Source organism: Streptomyces sp. SAT1, assembly GCF_001654495.1.
Classification (GTDB): Bacteria; Actinomycetota; Actinomycetes; order Streptomycetales; family Streptomycetaceae; genus Streptomyces; species Streptomyces andamanensis.
In genome coordinates, this window is record NZ_CP015849.1 from 3,914,360 (window position 1) to 3,931,686 (window position 17,327).

10 protein-coding genes are annotated in these 17,327 nt (G+C 74.2%); 6 read left to right on the plus strand and 4 right to left on the minus strand.

Features of this window, described 5'->3' with window-relative positions:
* Positions 1-182: 182 nt before the first annotated feature.
* The gene (locus tag A8713_RS16950) at positions 183-3,158 is read right to left on the minus strand and encodes an AfsR/SARP family transcriptional regulator (protein WP_064534340.1); all 2,976 of its coding nucleotides are present in this window, start codon (positions 3,156-3,158) and stop codon (positions 183-185) included.
* A gap of 624 nt (positions 3,159-3,782) precedes the next feature.
* Between A8713_RS16950 and A8713_RS16955 the strand changes: the two genes are divergently transcribed.
* The 4 genes from A8713_RS16955 to A8713_RS16970 all read left to right on the plus strand — a co-directional run bounded on the left by A8713_RS16955 (position 3,783) and on the right by A8713_RS16970 (position 8,951).
* On the plus strand, positions 3,783-5,072 hold the full coding sequence (locus A8713_RS16955) for an aspartate kinase (RefSeq protein ID WP_064534341.1): 1,290 nt from the start codon (positions 3,783-3,785) through the stop codon (positions 5,070-5,072).
* A gap of 40 nt (positions 5,073-5,112) precedes the next feature.
* Positions 5,113-6,180 (plus strand): aspartate-semialdehyde dehydrogenase, encoded by a 1,068-nt coding sequence (locus A8713_RS16960; protein WP_064534342.1) that lies wholly within the window; start codon positions 5,113-5,115, stop codon positions 6,178-6,180.
* Positions 6,181-6,829: 649 nt separating this feature from the next.
* Positions 6,830-7,405 carry a SigE family RNA polymerase sigma factor gene (locus tag A8713_RS16965; protein ID WP_064537547.1) on the plus strand — a complete coding sequence of 192 codons (576 nt, stop codon included), beginning with the start codon at positions 6,830-6,832 and terminating at the stop codon, positions 7,403-7,405.
* 394 nt (positions 7,406-7,799) lie between these two features.
* Positions 7,800-8,951, plus strand: a complete 1,152-nt coding sequence (locus tag A8713_RS16970) for a hypothetical protein (RefSeq protein ID WP_237305396.1) — start codon at positions 7,800-7,802, stop codon at positions 8,949-8,951.
* 124 nt (positions 8,952-9,075) lie between these two features.
* Here A8713_RS16970 and A8713_RS16975 read toward each other — a convergent pair whose 3' ends face one another.
* Entirely contained in the window at positions 9,076-9,885 is an 810-nt protein-coding gene (locus A8713_RS16975) for an SURF1 family protein (RefSeq protein ID WP_064537549.1), read from the minus strand.
* Between the two features lie 153 nt (positions 9,886-10,038).
* Here A8713_RS16975 and A8713_RS16980 point away from each other — a divergent pair, with 153 nt between their 5' ends.
* On the plus strand, positions 10,039-11,955 hold the full coding sequence (locus A8713_RS16980; protein WP_237305397.1) for a S9 family peptidase: 1,917 nt from the start codon (positions 10,039-10,041) through the stop codon (positions 11,953-11,955).
* A gap of 148 nt (positions 11,956-12,103) precedes the next feature.
* Here A8713_RS16980 and A8713_RS16985 read toward each other — a convergent pair whose 3' ends face one another.
* Entirely contained in the window at positions 12,104-14,326 is a 2,223-nt protein-coding gene (locus A8713_RS16985; protein ID WP_173860977.1) for an NAD-binding protein, read from the minus strand.
* Positions 14,327-14,700: 374 nt separating this feature from the next.
* Here A8713_RS16985 and A8713_RS16990 point away from each other — a divergent pair, with 374 nt between their 5' ends.
* Positions 14,701-15,546: an LLM class flavin-dependent oxidoreductase gene (locus tag A8713_RS16990; protein ID WP_064534344.1), complete on the plus strand. Its 846-nt coding sequence runs from the start codon at positions 14,701-14,703 to the stop codon at positions 15,544-15,546.
* A gap of 55 nt (positions 15,547-15,601) precedes the next feature.
* Here A8713_RS16990 and A8713_RS16995 read toward each other — a convergent pair whose 3' ends face one another.
* Positions 15,602-17,152 (minus strand): LCP family protein, encoded by a 1,551-nt coding sequence (locus A8713_RS16995; protein WP_064534345.1) that lies wholly within the window; start codon positions 17,150-17,152, stop codon positions 15,602-15,604.
* Positions 17,153-17,327: the final 175 nt, after the last annotated feature.

Below are 17,327 nucleotides of genomic sequence, written 5' to 3' on the forward strand. Positions count from 1 at the left end.
GTGAAACGCCGTTGTTCGCCATCCTTGACGATTCCCGCCGCGAGAGGCAAGGACGTTCCCCAACGGTGTCCCACACCATCAGAATCGCTTCTGACCTGCGGGTTTCCTCGGACACCGAACGGACACCGAAGGGAAACACCCGGCACGGCGGTCACGGCTTCCGGGGCGCGCGCCCCGGACCGTCACAGCACCGGCGGACAGTACGGGCCCGTCCCCGCGCCGAGCGCGTCCGGCGCCAGCGCCGAGCCCGTACCGGCCAGCGCCGCCGCCGCGCGGGCCCGCAGCACCTCCGCCTCCGCCCCCGCGTCGCCGCGCCGGTCGAGCAGTTCCGCGTGCGCGTACAGGCACCGCGCGTAGCGGACCGGGGTGCCGAGGCCGTGGTAGATCGCGGCGGCCCCGGCCAGCAGCCGCTCCGCCTCCTGTGTCCGGCCGTCGTGCCCGAGCGCCGCGGACAGTCCGACCATGCCGAGCGCCTCCAGCAGCGGGTCGCCGACCGAGCGCGCCGACTCCCGGCAGACGCCGAGGAGCCGGCGGCCCTCGGCGTACCGGCCGCTCTCCAGCGCGATGACGCCCAGGCCGAAGTGGGCGTAGCCGATGCCCGAGACATCGCCGAGGGCCTGCGCCCGCTCCCGCCCCGCGATGTACTCCGCCTCCGCCTCCGCCGGGCGGTGCCGCGCCCGCAGCAGGTCGGCGAGGGCCAGCCGCATCTGTCCGGCCGCGCGGCCGAGGAGGCCCCGGGCCGCCTCCTCGGCCTGCCGCAGATACGACTCGGCGCCCTCCAGGTCGCGCAGTTCGAGCAGGGTCAGCCCGAGCCAGCGCAGCACCTGGACCCGGGCCTGGAGGTCCCCGTGCGCGGCGAGCACGGGCAGGCAGTCGCGCCAGCGTTCCAGCGCGCGTTCGTAGCGGCCCAGGATCCGGTCCACGCAGGCCGCCCTGCGCAGCGCGAGCACCGCGCCGTAGTCCTCCCCGGCCGCGGTGAACGTGGCGTACGCCTGCTCCAGCGGACCGGCCGCCCGGGTGTACTCGCGCTTGTCGATGTACAGGTCGCCCAGGCCCAGGAGCAGCGCGGCCTCGCCCTTGCGGCTGCCGACCGCCCGGACGGCGGCCAGCGCGTCCTGGTGGGTCGCCAGCCACTCGTCGTGGTGCCCGCGCGTGCTGAACAGACAGCGGCACACGGCCGCGAGGTCCCACGCGATGTCGTCGAGCCCGTAGCCGGCGGCCTGCCGCACCAAGGTGGTCAGCGTGGTGCGTTCGGCCTCGTACCAGTGCAGCGGGTCGGCGTCCTCGTGCGGAGGTGAGTGGCCGGCACGGGCGCGGCTCGCCGGGCCGCTGCGGACGACGGTGTAGTCGCCGCCGCAGACGGCGCGGTGGGCCGCGTCGGCGCCGGCGAGCGCGGCGAGGGCGGTGCGGCGGACCGCGGTGCGGCGCTGGGACGGCGACTCGGCGCCGTCCGCGCGTTCGAGGCCGAACAGCCGGACCAGGTCGTGCAGGCGGTAGCGGAGCTGCCCGGCCACGTCCCGACCGCGCACCTCGACGAGCCGGGCGTCCACCAGCTCCTCCACCAGGTTCTCGGCGTTCTCCGCCGCCGATCCGCCGAGGTCCACCAGATGCCGGGCGAGCCAGTCCGCGAAGTCCGGCACGGCGAGCACGGACAGGCGGCGCAGCAGCAGCTGGGCGCCGGCGCTGATGCCGTCGTAGGACAGCTCCAGGGTGGTGCGGACGGCCAGGTTGTCGTGCTCCAGCTCGTCCAGCCTGCGCCGTTCGTCGGCGAGCCGTGCCGCGACCCGGGCCATCGTCCAGTGCGGCTTGGCCGCGAGCCGGGCGCCGAGGATGCCGACCGCCAGCGGCAGGTTGCCGCAGTAGGCGACCAGCCGCCGCGCGGCGTCCTGCTCCGCCGCCGACCGCTCGCGTCCGGCGCCGCGGTGGAGCAGTTCCAGGGCCTGCTCCGTGGAGAGGCCGCCCAGTTCCACGACCCGCGTCGAGAACGCCGAGGCGACCCGGGAGCGACTGGTGACGATGACGGCGCAGGTGTCCGTTCCCGGCAGCAGAGGGCGTATGCCGGTGGTTTCGGAGGCGTTGTCCAGAATGATGAGCACGCGTTTGTCGGTCAGCAGCGCGCGGAATTTCTCGGCGCGCTGGTCGAGCCCGTCCGGGATGTCGGACGCCGGCACTCCCATCTCCCGCAGAAACCGGGCGAGGGCCTCCTCCGGCCGGACCGGATTCCGGTCGAGTCCGCGCAGATCGATATAGAGCTGGCCGTCGGGAAAGTTGACGCGCTGCTGATGTCCGACATGAATGGCGAGGGTCGTCTTGCCCGTTCCTCCCGCGCCCACCAGCTCGACCAGGGGCACGTTTCTGCCGGTGGGCCGCAGGAATTCCACCAGGTCGGACATCTCCCGCTCGCGGCCCACGAATTCCCCGATGTCGCTGGGCAGCAGGCAGGGCCCGGCGGGCGCGGCGGGCGCGGGCGCGGCGGGCTCCGGCGGGGGCGGCAGCGGCGCGGCGGATAAGTCGGTGCGGACGGCCTCGGGGCCGGGCGGGAGGGCCCCCTTCAGGATCTCCTGGTGCAGGCGCTGGAGTTCGGCGCCGGGCGCGATGGCGAGCGCCTCGTCCAGCAGGCGGCAGGTGTCGCGGTACAGGCGCAGCGCGTCCGCCTGGCGGCCCGAGCGGTACAGGGCGGTCATGAGCTGGGCCCGCGGCCGCTCGAAGAACGGATGCTCCGGCAGGAAGGCCGACAGCTCGGCGATCACCGGCTCGTACTGCCCCAGCGCGAGCTGCAGTTCGGCCTTCTTGACCTGGAGCGCGACTTGCGTCTCCTCCCATACGCGGGCCTCGGCGCGCCACGCCTGCCGGGTGATGCCCGCCAGCAGCGGGCCGCGCCACTGGGCGAGTGCCCGCTCCAGGCAGGAGACCGCCTCGGCGCTCTCCCCGGCGTTCGCGTACGCGTCCGCCTCCGCCTTGAGCGCCTGCACCCGCTGGGTGTCCAGCTCGGCCTCGTCCGTGCTCAGGAGGTAGCCGGGCGGCTGGGTCAGGATCAGGTCGCCCACGGTCCCGGTCCGCTGGAACCGGCCGCGTATCTTCGAGACGCAGACGGCGATCTGGTTCGCCGGATCGGCCGGCATCCGGGCCTCCCAGAGGCTCTGCGCCAGCTCCTCCACGGACACGGTCCTGTCGGGCTTCAAAAGCAGCGTTCCGAGAGTGATCTGAAGCCGCGGGGCGGTGAGCTGGAGCCGTTTACCGCCCGCCCATATTTCCAGTGGGCCCAGCACCCGGAATAGCAGCTTTCCGGCACGTGACGACGCCATCAGAACTCCTTCCACCAGGTACTTCTTCCCGCCCGAACCGGGCTCACAGTGACACACCCTGACGGCCGTTCACGACAGCTTGTCCACATGAAGAGACGGGGAATGGACAACCGGGCCGGTATGCATTGCCTTCCCCGGTCCGCGACGGGTTCGGATCGAGTCGAAACCGGTCACGCGAACGGAACGGATTCCCTTCGCCGGGCCCCGGAACAGGGCGGCGGGCGGCGCGGGGAGCGGATCGGACCGCAGCATTCCGGCCCCGATGGGGAGGTGGCCGGATCGCCGCCCGGCGGGTGTGTGACGCCGCCCACGTTTCGAGTGCCGCACCGCTCCCTGGGCATGAGCCGCCCTGACAAGCGGGCGCCGGACATCTCACGATGCGATATCGCGAAGGGGAAATCCGGGCGCTCGATAGACTGAGTCGACCGCACTGCATATGCGCGAGTGCGACAGACACGGACTGAGCGAGGAGCGCACGTGGGCCTTGTCGTGCAGAAGTACGGAGGCTCCTCCGTAGCCGATGCCGAGGGCATCAAGCGCGTCGCCAAGCGGATCGTGGAAGCCAAGAAGAACGGCAACCAGGTGGTTGTCGTGGTCTCCGCGATGGGCGACACGACGGACGAGCTGATCGATCTCGCCGAGCAGGTATCCCCGATGCCTGCCGGGCGGGAGTTCGACATGCTGCTGACCGCCGGTGAGCGGATCTCCATGGCCCTGCTGGCCATGGCGATCAAGAACCTGGGCCACGAGGCCCAGTCCTTCACCGGCAGCCAGGCAGGTGTCATCACCGACTCTGTCCACAACAAAGCCCGGATCATCGACGTCACGCCGGGCCGTATCCGCACCGCGCTGGACGAGGGCAACATCGCCATCGTCGCCGGTTTCCAGGGCGTCAGCCAGGACAAGAAGGACATCACCACGCTGGGGCGCGGCGGGTCCGACACCACGGCCGTGGCGCTGGCCGCCGCCCTGGACGCCGAGGTCTGCGAGATCTACACCGACGTGGACGGCGTGTTCACCGCCGACCCGCGGGTGGTGAAGAAGGCCCGGAAGATCGACTGGATCTCGTTCGAGGACATGCTCGAACTGGCCGCTTCCGGGTCGAAGGTGCTGCTCCACCGGTGTGTGGAGTACGCGCGCCGGTACAACATCCCGATCCACGTACGTTCCTCCTTCAGCGGGCTGCAGGGCACGTGGGTCAGCAGCGAGCCGATTCGGCAGCCGAGTGAGCAAGGGGAACAGCAGGTGGAGCAGGCCATCATCTCGGGTGTCGCGCACGACACCTCCGAGGCCAAGATCACGGTCGTCGGCGTCCCGGACAAGCCCGGTGAGGCCGCCTCCATCTTCCGGACGATCGCCGACGCCGAGATCAACATCGACATGGTCGTGCAGAACGTCTCCGCGGCCTCCACCGGCCTGACGGACATCTCGTTCACGCTGCCCAAGGCCGAGGGCCGCAAGGCCATCGACGCGCTGGAGAAGAACCGTCCCGGCATCGGTTTCGACTCGCTGCGCTACGACGACCAGATCGGCAAGATCTCCCTGGTCGGCGCGGGCATGAAGACCAACCCGGGCGTCACGGCCGACTTCTTCACCGCGCTCTCCGACGCGGGCGTGAACATCGAGCTGATCTCGACCTCCGAGATCCGTATCTCGGTGGTCACCCGCAAGGACGACGTGCCGGAGGCCGTCCGCGCCGTGCACACCGCTTTCGGGCTCGACTCCGACAGCGACGAGGCCGTCGTCTACGGCGGCACCGGGCGATGACCGTCCCCCGCCGGGGCGCCGGGCGTCCGGGCGTACGCCGGTGACCGGACGGCCCACGCTCGCGGTCGTCGGCGCGACCGGCGCCGTCGGCACGGTCCTGCTCGGGATCCTGTCCCAGCGCGCGGACGTCTGGGGCGAGATCCGCCTGTTCGCCTCGCCTCGCTCGGCCGGTCGCAAGCTGACCGTGCGCGGCGAGGAGACCGAGGTCGTCGCGCTCACCGAGGACGCCCGCGCGGCGGGTGTGTTCGACGGCGTGGACATCGCCCTGTTCGACGTGCCCGACGAGGTGGCCGCCCGCTGGGTGCCGGTGGCCGCCGCGGCGGGCGCCGTCGTGGTGGACAACTCCGGGGCCTTCCTCGCCGACCCCGAGGTGCCGCTGGTGGTGCCCGAGGTCAACGCGCACGCGGTGCGCCGGCGCCCGCGCTCCGTCGTCGCCAGCCCGCACTGCACCACCCTGACCATGATCGTGGCGTTGGGCGCGCTGCACGCCGAGTTCGGGCTGCGCGACCTGGTGGTCTCCTCCTACCAGGCGGTCAGCGGCGTCGGCCAGGAGGGCGTCCGCGCCCTGCGCCGCCAGCTGTCCCTGGTCGCCGGTACGGAACTGGGGACGAGCCCCGGCGACGTACGGCGGGCGGTGGGCGACGACACCGGCCCGTTCGCGGAGCCGGTCGCGCTGAACGTGGTGCCCTGGGCCGGTGCGCTGTGCGACGAGGGCTGGTCCTCGGAGGAGATGGCGCTGCGCGAGGAGACCCGCCGGATCCTCGGACTGCCCCGGCTGCCGGTGGCCGTCACCTGCGTCCGCGTCCCGGTCGTCACCACGCACTCGCTGACCGTGCACGCCCGCTTCGAGGACGAGGTCACCGTCGACCGGGCGCGCGAGATCCTGGCCACGGCTCCCGGGGTGGTGCTGTGCGACGACCCGGCCTCCGGCGAGTTCCCCACCCCGGCCGACGTGGTGGGCACGGACCCGGCCTGGGTCGGCCGGGTGCGGCGGGCGCTGGACGACCCGACCGCGCTCGAACTCTTCGTCTGCGGCGACAACCTGCGCAAGGGCGCCGCGCTCAATCTGGCGCAGATCGCCGAGCTGGTGGCGGCCGGGCCGGAGTGAGCGGGCCGGTGCGGCCGGAGGGGGAGCGGTGACCGGGCGGGCTCCCTCCGCGCGCTTCCCGTTCTCCTTCGTCCCCCCGTTCTTCCTTACGGAGGGATAACCCCTGGCCATTGATCGGTCCCTTTGTAGGATCTGTGCACAAGGTGTGGACCGGCTGACTACGGTCCGCGCCGCGTGAACCGTGCCGCCCCGGCGCCCGGCGATTTCCCTTCCCGCCCTCCGCAACCGCGCGGAGGGCGGGAGGCGTCTTTGCGGTCGCCCTGCGGGGGCGTGGGGACGCTGAGGGGCGTGGGGACGTCCCGGTCGCTTCGCGGCACGCCGCGACAGAGGGAAGAGCGGGGCGCATGAGGGCATGTGAGGCACCGGCCGCGGTGCCGCCTGACGCGGGAACACGGCCGCACGCGCCGCTCGGTCGGCCGGGCGCGGATGCGACGGGCGATCCGTACAACCCCGGCGGGGGGCGGTGCGTCCAACTGGCGTGGCAGACGTACTCGACTTCAGCGCGGCGGCCCGCGGCGCCGCTCTGCGGCCGCCCCGCGCGGCCCTCCGGCCGCGGATGCCCGCCCTCCCCGGGCGGCCGGCGTCCCCCGGCCGGTCCGGGAGCCCCGGCGCTTCCGTGCTGCCCGGTGCGTCCGGCCCGTCCGGTGGCATGCCGGTGATCGCCCCCATGCCCGCCGCGCGGCCCGCCCGCGTACCGAACCAGTGCCCGGCCGCCGAGGAGGCCGCGGCGGCCGGTACCACCGTCGACCACCTCACCGAGACCTACCGCACGCACTACCGCTCGCTGCTGGGCCTGGCCGCGCTCCTCCTCGACGACACCGCCTCCTGCGAGGACGTCGTCCAGGAGGCGTTCATCCGCGTCCACTCCGCCCGCAAGCGCGTCCGCGAGCCGGAGAAGACGCTCGCCTATCTGCGCCAGACGGTCGTCAACCTCTCCCGCTCCGCGCTGCGCCGCCGCATCCTCGGCCTGAAGCTCCTGTCCAAGCCGATGCCGGACATGGCCAGCGCGGAGGAGGGCGCCTACGACCAGCTGGAGCGCGACTCGCTGATCAAGGCGATGAAGGGCCTCCAGCGCAGACAGCGCGAGGTGCTGGTGCTGCGCTACTTCGCGGACATGACCGAGGCGCAGGTCGCCGAGACCCTCGGGATATCCCTCGGCTCGGTGAAGGCATACGGCTCGCGCGGCATCGCCGCGCTCCGGATCGCCATGGAGGCGCAGGCATGACCCTCAGGGAGGCGCGGGTATGAAGGAGCACGCCGAAGGGCGCGACGCGCGCGACCGCCATGAGGACGCGCGCGAACGCCACGAGGACGCGCGGCAATGCCATGAGGACGCGCGCACACGCCACGAGTCCGGCGCGCCGTCGGACGGGGCCCGTGGGCTGCACGAGGCCCGTGGGTCGGAGGAGGCCCGTGGGTCCGGCGAGGCCCGTGGGTCGGGCGAGAGCCGCGAGCCCCGCGAGCCGTACGAGGACCGGGCTCCGGTGGCGGACCCGCCCGACGAGCCCCGTGCGGATGCGGACCGGGCGTCCCAGGCGTCCCAGGCGTCCCGCGAACAGCAACAGCAACAGCAACAGCAACAGCACCTTCACACGTCAGCGCATTCTGGGAACACCACGGTGAACGACAGCCCTGACGCCGAGGGCCCGGCCCCCGAGCGCACGGCCCCGGCGGACGAGGCCCTGGGCGGGCTCGCCCCGGACGAACTGGCCCTGCGCCGGCTGCTGCACCGGGCGGTCCAGGACGTCGAACCGAGCGACGGCACCCTGGAGCACCTGCGGCGCGCGATCCCGGCCCGACGGGCCCGCAAACGGCAGGCCACGATCGGCATGGCCGCCGCCGCCCTGTTCCTCGGCACCGCCGTACCGGCTCTTGTCCACGTCTCCCGCTCCGCCGGGCCCGACGCCAACCCGGCCATCGCGGGCCAGGCGTCCCAGGCGCAGGGTGGCGCCGGGCGGTCCAAGGACCCGGCCGCCGGTCCGGACGCCGAGGGCAGCCCCTCCGACCGGGCCGCGGGCCGGGAGCAGGGCGGGGAGAAGGACGGCACCGCGGACGACGGGGCCACCGCCACCGGCGCGGCGCCCGGCGGCGCCTCGGACCACCCCTCCGCCTCCGCCCGCGCCGGCGCACCCGTATGCACGGCGGCGCAACTGGGCTCCGGCGGCGCGCGGATCGGCACCCCCGACTCCTCGGGCGCCGTCTACGGCGTCCTGCGCGTCACCAACACCTCGTCCGGCAGCTGCACCGTCGGCGGGCCCGGCACCGTCACCTCGTTCCCGCAGGGCGCGGCCGAGACCGCCCGGGTCAGCGTGGTGCAGCACACCCCGGGGGACGCGGCACCGGGGCTGCCCGACCCGTCCACCGAGTCCCCGGCGCTGGTGCTGACTCCGGGGTCGGGCTACGAGGTGAGGTTCGCCTGGGTGCCCTCCGACTCCTGCCCGACCACCGGTGGCAGTGGCGGCAGCGGTGGCACGGGCGGTACCGGGGGCGGTGGCAGCGGCGGTACGGAGACCGGACAGCCCTCGCCCGGCCCGTCCCCGAGCAAGGACCAGGGCGCGGCCGGCGGCACGGCCACGAACAGCGGCTCGGGCACGGACACCGGTTCTGCGGCCTCGGCCCAGCTGGTCAGGGAGGACGGCGCCAAGGCCGACGGCAGCGTGGTGGTCTCGCACACCCCGGAGCCCGGCTCGCCGACGGTCTCGGCGACGGTGCCGGACGCCTGCGCGGGGACGGTGTACCACACGGGGGTCCTGGCGGCGGCCACGCCGTAGCCGGACCCGGACCTCCACGGCGGGCGGAAGAGCCGTGGACGCGGCATGGCCACGGCACACGGCACGGCAACACGGCACGGACGCGACACGGACGCGGAAGGGGCCGGAGGGACGGCGGCGGGGGTCAGACCCCTGCGGTACGCCCCTCCAGAGGCTCGCCGGAGCCCTCCGCTTCGTCGGGCACCAGCCCGAGCGCGGCGTCCCGCGCGGCCTCCAGCTCGCGCCGCACCAGCCGGAACCACATGAAGACCACGAACCCGGCGAACACGAACCACTCGCCGGTGTAACCGAGGTTCTGGAACGCCTTGAGGTCGAGCCCGCTGCCCTCGGGCGCCTTCGCGGGCACCGCCTTCATCCCGGCGTCGGCCTTGCCGAGCGTGACCCAGGCGTCGTAGACGTCGTACGGCACCAGGTTCACCAGCGAGGCCGCGCTGATCGCCCCGGTCTGCCCGGACGGCAGCCCGCCGCGGGTGCCGACCCCGTTGCCGCCGGGCGACTCGGAGGCCTGGAGCGCCCCGGTCACGGTGACCTCGCCGGCGGGCGGCGCGGGGGCCTTCGCCGCGTCCGCGGTGCCCGGCAGCCAGCCGCGCACGACGGGCAGCGCCTTGCCGGAGCCGGTGCGCAGCAGCGTCAGCACGTAATAGCCCTGCTTGCCGTCCAGCTCGCGGTCCGGGACCAGCAGTTGCTTGCCGTAGCGGCCGGTCGCGGTGGCGGGCATGCCCGAGGTCCGCTTGTCGACGGGGAGCAGCGCGGCCAGCGGACGCGGCGGCTCCGTCCGGGCGGAGGCGGTCTGCTCGGACAGGTTGCGGTGATCGTCCACGCGCGCGTCGAACCGGCTCAGCTGCCACGATCCCATGAAGACGCAGAACGGGATGGCGAGCAGCACGAAGACGTTGATGCCCCACCAGCGGGGCGTCAGAAGAAACCGGTACACGGCCCCAACGGTACGGCCCCCGCCGGTCGCGGCAGGCCGCGGGGTGGGAGTTTTCCACAGGCGCGTGGCCGCAGAAGGGTTCCGGACGGGCGGTTTTCCACAGGCTGGGGAACGGGGCGGCGCGTTGTCGGCCCGGCCAGGCAGTATGGGGCCATGACTGAGAGCAACGGGAACGGCGCGCAGAACCGGCGGAGCGAGCGGAGCGGGCGGGGCCCGGCCGGGCAGGACGGGCCCGCGGCGCCGGGAAGGCCGGAGGCGGGGAGGACACCGGGGGCGCAGGGCGAGCCGGCCGTGCCGGACTGGGAGAAGCGCTTCCGCGCACCCCGGGTGTCCCTGCCCGACTGGGCGGAGGACGCGCCGGACCGCTCCCTGTTCGTGTCGAACGCGACGGGGACGTACGAGCTGTACGCCTGGGACCGGGCGAGCGGCGTCCAGCGCCAGGCCACCCACCGGCCGAACGGCACGACGGACGGCGTGCTCTCCCCGGACGGCGCGTGGATCTGGTGGTTCGACGACAAGGACGGCGACGAGTTCGGCGTCTGGCGCCGCCAGCCGTTCACCGGCGGCCCCGACGAGGCGGCGGTGCCCGGCCTCGAACCGTCCTACCCGGCCGGCCTCGCGCTCGGCCGCGACGGGCGCACGGCGGTCGTGGGCCGCTCCACCGACGAGGACGGCACCACGATCCATCTCGCGCGCGTGGGCTCGGACGAGGCCCCGGCGGAGATCTACCGCCACCGCGAGTCGGCGGGCGTCGGCGACCTCTCCCACGACGGCACCCTGATCGCCGTCGAGCACACCGAGCACGGCGACGCGATGCACTCGGCGCTGCGCGTGCTGCGCCCGGACGGCACGGCGGTCGCCGAGCTGGACGACACCAAGGGCGGCACCGTCGAGCTGGGCCTGGAGGTGCTGGGCTTCGCCCCGGTCGACGGCGACACCCGGCTGCTCATCGGGCACCAGCGCCGGGGCCGCTGGGAGCCGCTGGTCTGGGACGTGGCCACCGGCGAGGAGACGGACCTCGCCCTCGACCTGCCCGGCGACGTGAGCGCGGAGTGGTATCCGGACGGCAGCGGTCTGCTCGTCGCGCACAGCTTCGAGGCCCGCAGCGAGCTGTTCCGCTACGACCCGGTGAGCCGCGAGCTGACCAGGATCGCCACCCCGCCCGGCACGGTCTCCGGCGCGAGCGCCCGCCCGGACGGCGCGGTGGAGTACCTGTGGTCGTCGGCGGCCGAACCGTCGGCGGTCCGCTCGACGGCCGGCGGCGTGGTCCTGGACCCTCCGGGCATGAAGTCCCCCGGCTCGGTACCGGTGGAGGACGTCTGGGTGGAGGGACCCGGCGGGCGCATCCACGCCCTGGTGCAGAAGCCGGCGGGCACCACCGGCCCCCTGCCCACGGTCTTCGACATCCACGGCGGCCCCACCTGGCACGACAGCGACTCCTTCGCCGCGGGCCCCGCCGCCTGGGTCGACCACGGCTACGCGGTGGTCCGGGTCAACTACCGCGGCTCCACGGGCTACGGCCGCGCCTGGACCGACGCCCTCAAGCACCGGGTCGGCCTGATCGAGCTGGAAGACATCGCGGCGGTCCGCGAGTGGGCGATCGGCTCGGGCCTCGCCGACCCGGAGCGGCTGATCCTCACCGGCGGCTCCTGGGGCGGCTACCTCACCCTGCTGGGCGTCGGCACCCAGCCGGACGCGTGGACCCTGGGCATCGCGGCGGTCCCGGTCGCCGACTACGTCACGGCGTACCACGACGAGATGGAAGCCCTCAAGGCGATGGACCGCACCCTGCTGGGCGGCACCCCGGAGGAGGTCCCCGAGCGCTTCGAGGCGTCCTCCCCGCTCACCTACGTGGACCAGGTGAAGGCCCCGGTCCACATCTCCGCCGGGGTCAACGACCCGCGCTGCCCCATCCGCCAGATCGACAACTACGTCAAGCGCCTGGAGGCGCGGGGCGCCGTCCACGAGGTCTACCGCTACGACGCGGGCCACGGCTCCCTGGTGGTCGACGAGCGCATCAAGCAGGTCCGGCTCGAACTGGACTTCGCCGAGCGTCATCTGCCGAAGTAGCGGACACCGCGAGGGAGCCCGGCGTACCGAAAGCGCGCGGGTGCGGGGCGCCGACGGGGTGGGCGCGAGGTGCGGGGCGCTGAGGCGTGGGTGCGGGTTGCGGGTGCGGGGTGCGGGTGCCGGGGGCTGGCGCACCGCCCCCGGCCACCTACACCGCCCCGGCGCCCGCCCCCGCCGCCCCGGACCCCTCCGGACCGTCTCGTCCATCCCGTCCGTCCCGTCCGTCCCCTCCGTCCCGTCCTCGCCGCCCCAGCAGCTCGGCGAGTCCCCGGCGGGTCGCGGCCAGGACGACCCGGTCCTCGGTCCGCAGGACATAGGTGTCGGGCAGGTTCCACCGGGGCCCGCCCGCCGCCGTCCCGGGCGCCCGCCCGGCGGTATGCCCGCTCGGGCGCCCGCCCGTCCGCGCGGAGGGGCGCCCGGCGGTGTGCCCGGACGGTCCGCCGTGCCCGGTGCGTCCGGCCGCGGGTCCGGTCCCCGGATCCGGGTCCTCGGCCGCCGCCTGCGCAGCGGGCTCCCGCCGCTCCCCGCCCCCGGCTCCCGCGGCGCCCCGCGAGCCCGCCTCCAGCGCCAGCACCCGCCAGTACCCCGGCCGGAACGCCTCGGCGACCGTCCGGCCCTCCAGCTGCGGATGCCCGCCCACGTCCACGGAAGCGAACAGCAGCACCCGCCGCTCCACCGGGATCGCCCCCAGGATCTGCCGCCCGAACATCGCCCCGGCGAACGCGGGCGCCGCCAGATGCGTCACGCTCCTGCTCCGGGTCAGCGCCCGCGGATGCGCGGCCCGCAGCGTCCGGTACACGGCGGTCGCGAAGTCGTCGTCGTACAGCCGCAGCACCACCCGCAGATCGGGCCGCACCGAGCGGGCGTAGAGCACCGCCTCCAGGTTCGTGGTGTCCGCGCTGGTCACCGCGAGCAGCGCGTGGGCGCGATGGATCTTCGCCGACTCCAGTACGCCCTCCTGCGTGACGTCCCCGAGCACCACCGGCACCCGCAGCCGCCGGGCCGTCGCCAGCCCCCGCGCGTCCGGGTCCGACTCCACGCACACCACCGGGACCTGGAGTTCGCGCAGCCGGGTCAGCACCCGGGTGCCGATCTTCCCCAGCCCCAGCAGCACCACGTGCCCGCTCAGTCCGCGCGGCGGCTTGCGCAGCGTGGACGCCGTCCGGAAGGTGCCCAGCGCCTCCAGGACCGCCGCCAGCAGCACCGGCAGCAGCAACAACCCGACGAGCCCGGAGAGCAGTTGGAGCAGTTGCCGGCCGACCGGTTCGCCGATCGCCGGATCGTCGATGGCGAACAGGTCGAGCAGCGTCAGATAGAGCGCGCCCAGCGGACGCACCCCCGTCACCAGCCACAACGCCACCGCGAGGGCGAACACACACGCCACGAGCCCGGCCACCGACCAGCGCAGCCGCCGCGAGAACAGCGACGTGAGCGGCGGTACGACGCCGACCCCGCGCCCGGCCGGCAGCGGCGGCCCGGCGGCGTACGAGACCTGTTCGAGGACCACGGTCCCGCGCCCGGTGGCCTCCCGCACCGCCGCCGCGTCCGGCAACAGCCGGGGCCGCTGCTCCCCGCTGACCTCGGACCCGTCGGCCCCGGCCGGGTCGCTGCTCGTCGCGGACAGCAGGGCCAGCGTGCACAGCCCCGGGTCGGCGACCTGGCCCGGCGCGGGCGGCGGGCGTTCGACCGCGTGCAGCAGCAGGCCCTCGGTCTGCACGACCTTGCTGGTGCCGACGACGGCCCCGGCGGCCAGCGCGGGCGCGGCCGTGTCGGCGTCGGACAGCACGGTCGTGGACGCGTCACCACCGCCGAGCGCGGCGGCGCCGGACGGGGTGGACCCGGGCGGTGCGGAGCCGTCGCCGGTCGCCAACGCGGCGGCTTGATCGAGGAGTTCCTCGATGTGCTGGCCGAGCCGCCGGTTGTACAGCCGCAGCACGAGCCGCAGCCGCGGATTGAACCGCCGGACGGTGAGCGCGGCCCGGATGTTGGTCTCGTCGTCGTCGTACACCAGGGCCAGCGCGCTCGCCCGCTCCACCCCGGCGTCCACGAGGACCGCCTCGGTCAGCTCGGCGGCCTCCACCACCCGGTCCGCCGCACCCAGAGCCGCGGCGCCCGCCCCGCCGCCTCCGCCGCCACCCCCGCTGCCGCTGCCGCCGCCGTGCGCGCCCGCGCCGCCGTTCCCGCCGGCCCGGCCCACGGCCGCGCTGACCATCCGATCCAGCAGCGCGGAGGCCGCCCGCGCCCGGCCGACCACCGGGGGCCGTACGGCCCGCTCGGAGGGCGGCACGACCAGCGTGACCTGCTCGCCGTACACCCCGCGCAACTCCGCGGCCAGACGGTGCGCGAGCCCGTCGTCGCCGCACACCACCATGTGCGCCCCCGTGCCGCCCGACGCACCACCTTGATACGGAACGCTCCCCACGAGCGGAAAGACTGCCGCACGGGCGCGCGCGGTTCCAGCCCCGCCCGCCGCCCGCCGCCCGCTGCCTGCTGCGCGCCGCGCGCCCCCCGTGTACGGCTGCGTACGGCTGCGTACGGCTGGGTACGGCCGGAAAAGCGGTGGCCGTCCGCGCCCCGGACGCCTACCCTGGACGCACTTCGAAGAGACCTCCCCGGAAGTACGCCGCAGAGTGGGAGCGTCCCGCCTCACCGAGGCGCAGGAGAGGGCGGCAGCGACCCGGCCGGACGCGACAGCGCGACCGGACTCACCGCCTTGCCCTGCTCTGCCCTCACGGAGGTTCCTTCATGAACGTCGGTATCGGCCTGCCCATCAGCGACCCCGCCACCCTGCTCACCTGGGCCCGGCGCGCCGAGGACGGCCCGTTCACCACGCTCGGCCTGCTCGACCGGCTGGTCTACGACAACCCCGAACCGCTGATCGCGCTCGCCGTCCTGGCCGGCGCCACCTCGCGCGTCCGCGTCCAGACCGAGGTGCTGCTCGCCCCGCTGCGCGACACCGCCCTGCTGGCCAAGCAGACGGCCACCTTGGACCGGATGTCCGGCGGCCGGCTGGTCCTCGGCCTCGGCGTCGGCGGCCGGGCGGACGACCACGAGGCCGCGGGCGTCGACCTGCACACCCGCGGCCGCCGCCTGAACGAGCAACTGCCGCTGCTGCGCCGCCTGTGGTCCGGCGAACCGTACGGCGCGGACGCGGGCCCCATCGGCCCGGCCCCCGCCCGCCCCGGCGGCCCCGAGATCCTCTTCGGCGGCTTCAAGCCCATGGCCCTGGAGCGGGTGGCCCGCTGGGGCGACGGCTTCCTGGCCGCCGCGCCGCCGTCCTGGGCGGGCGGCCTGTTCGACACCGTCCGCGAACAGTGGCGCGCGCACGGCCGCGAGGGCGCCCCGCGCCTGGTCGCCCAGGCGAACGTCGCGCTGGGCCCGCAGGTGGTCGTCGACGACGCGCGGGCCGCGATGCACGCGTACTACGCCTTCACCGGCATGCCCGACCGCATGGTCTCCGGCATGCTCACCACCCCGCAGGCCGTCCGCGACACCGTCACCGCCTACGCCGACCTGGGCGCCGACGAGGTCATGTTCTACTGCTACGGCCTCGACCCCGACCAGGTCGACCGCATCGCGGAAGCCCTGTGAACTGAACCGCTGACCCGCCGGGACGCGGGCAGACACGACCGGCCCTCGACGCCGGTCAGCCGCCGCTCCCGTACGACAGGTCGGAGCACAGGTCGTCGTCGGCGGACCGGGCGTCGTGGGCCACCGAGTCGGGAACGGCGGCGGACGGGTCGGCGGAGGGCGTGGGGGAGGCGGGGGCGCCGCCGTCGCCGGTGGCCGAGGCGGCCTCGTAGGCCGTCCCCACGACGACGTCGACACCGGCGCCCGCCCCTTCGACGGCGCGCAGCTCGGCCCCCGGGAAGAGCCGCGCGACCGTCTCGGCCCGGCCGCGCAGCCCGCTGCCGTACTCGACGACGGTGGTGGTGTACCGCCGGTTGTCGGCGTTGCCGACCGCGGTGACCGTGAACCCGTGCCCGGTGAGCGCGGCGGCGGCCTTGGCGGCGAGGCCGCGGGCGGTGGTGCCGTTGAGCACGGCGACGTCGATCCCGGCCCCGGACACGCTCGCGGAGGCGGTCCCGGAAGGAGCCCGCTTCGTGCCGTTCCCTCCGGCGTCCTTGCCGTCGACGGTGCGGTCGGCCTTCAGCGCGGCCCACAGATCGGAGGCGTCCGGCTCCACGACGGCGACGCGCTCACCCTGGTAACGCCAGGGAATCGTCACGAACTTGGTGTTGTGCAGGTCGACGTCCTTCAGCGACATGGCGAAGGAGACGAGCTTGGCGGCCGAGCCCAGCCCCGGATCGACGGTCATGGAACCGGTGGCGGCGCTGGCGAGCGGCAGCAGCTTGGTCGGGGTGAGCCCGTCACTCTTGATCTTCTTCAACAGGCTGGAGACGAAGGCCTGCTGGCGCTTGATGCGCCCGATGTCGGACCCGTCCCCGATGCCGTGCCGAATGCGCACGTAGTCGAGTGCCTTGCGCCCCGAGACGGTCTGCTGCCCCTTCCTGAAGAGCAGGGACCCCTTGGTGGTGCGGTTGGGATTGAGATCGCCCTGGTAGATGTCCTGCGGCAGACACACCGGCACACCCCCCACCACGTCCGTCAGAGCGGCGAACCCCTTGAAGTCGACGACGACGGTGTGGTCGACCCGCAGCCCGGTCAGGGACTCCACGGTGTTCTGGGTGCAGGCCGGATTCCCCTTCTCCGTCTGCCCGACCGAGAAGGCCTCGTTGAACATGGTCTGCGGCCGGGCCTTGGTCCAGGCGCCGTCGGGCAGCCGGCACGGCGGGATGGTGACCAGGGTGTCCCGGGGTATCGACACGGCGATCGCGTGCCGGTGGTCGGCGTAGACGTGCAGCAGGAACGCGGTGTCGGACCGCCCGATGTCGTCCTTGCTGCCCCCGCCCAGCGCGTCGTTCCCGTCCGTGCGCGCGTCCGACCCGATCACCAGCACGTTCTCCCCCTCGGAGGAGCCCGCGCCGGGCCGGTCCGTGGCCAGCCCGCTGCCGTCGAAGGTCTTGATGTCGCCATTGAGCTTGAGGTAGATCCACCCCGCCCCGGCCGTACCGAGCACGGCCACCACCAGCGCGACCATCAGCACCACCCGCACGGGCCCCCGCCGCCGCCCCGCCCGACCGTGCCTCCGGGGGCTGGAAGCGGCCCGCCGCGTGCGTTCATACGTACGACTCATACCGAGAAGACGAACGAGCCCACCGAATGGTTGCACACTTACGCAATCATCCGAACCAAGATCCAGAAGGAGGACTGACGGGGCGCAAGACCCAAACGACTCAACGGCTGACGGGGGCTCAAAACTGAAGCGACGCAAGGCCCGGCGGGGCTCAAAACTGAAGCGACGCAAGGCC